Annotated in this window: 1 pseudogene; it reads right to left on the bottom strand. The window is 72.9% G+C overall.

The features are described 5' to 3' along the window. Nucleotides 1-653: pseudogene (locus tag EOA27_RS39050) on the bottom strand (chromosome segregation protein SMC); the annotation flags it as partial.

The following is a 653-nucleotide window of genomic DNA, read 5'->3' as shown; positions in this document are numbered from 1 at the left end:
CGGGCGCGTCCTTGAGCATCTCCTCGGCTTCGAGGAAGGCAGCCTGCGTCTCCTCATGGCTTTCGACGATGCGCGCGCGGGCGTCGTCCAAGGCAGCGCGGCGGCTCACCAGCTCGCCGCCGGCCTTCTCGGCGTCGGCCAGCGCATTGCGGGCGGCATCCAACGCATGCTGTGCGTCGCGGCCGGCCTGGCGCGCATTGCGCTCGGCCTCGCTTGCCTGGCGCATCGCCTGCTCGGCGCGCGCCAGCGCCTCCTCCGCCTCGCGCACGACGCGCGTCGCCTGCACGGCTTCGGCATCGAGCTCGGCCAGTCGATTCTTCTGCGCCAGCCGCAGCGCGGCGGCAGTCGGCGCGTCGGCGCTAGCGGTGAGGCCATCCCAACGCCAGAGCGCGCCATCGCGGCTGACCAGCCGCTGGCCAGGAGCCAGAAGCGCTTGGAGCCGGCGACCGTCGGCGGCTTCGACAACGCCGGTCTGCGCCAGGCGGCGGGCGAGCTGCGACGGCGCATGCACCACGCTTGCCAGGCTCTTCACACCCTCGGGCAATACGGCATCTCCCGGCTGAACCGCACTTTCGCCCCAATGCACCGGGGCGCTGCGGTCGAGCGGGACGTCGAGGTCCTCGCCGAGCGCCGCGCCAAGCGCCGTCTCATAG

Origin of the sequence: Mesorhizobium sp. M2A.F.Ca.ET.037.01.1.1 (assembly GCF_003998075.1) — a bacterium.
Classification (GTDB): Bacteria; Pseudomonadota; Alphaproteobacteria; order Rhizobiales; family Rhizobiaceae; genus Mesorhizobium.
Note: the sequence above shows the minus strand (reverse complement) of the source record. Positions and strands in the feature narration are given on the sequence as shown.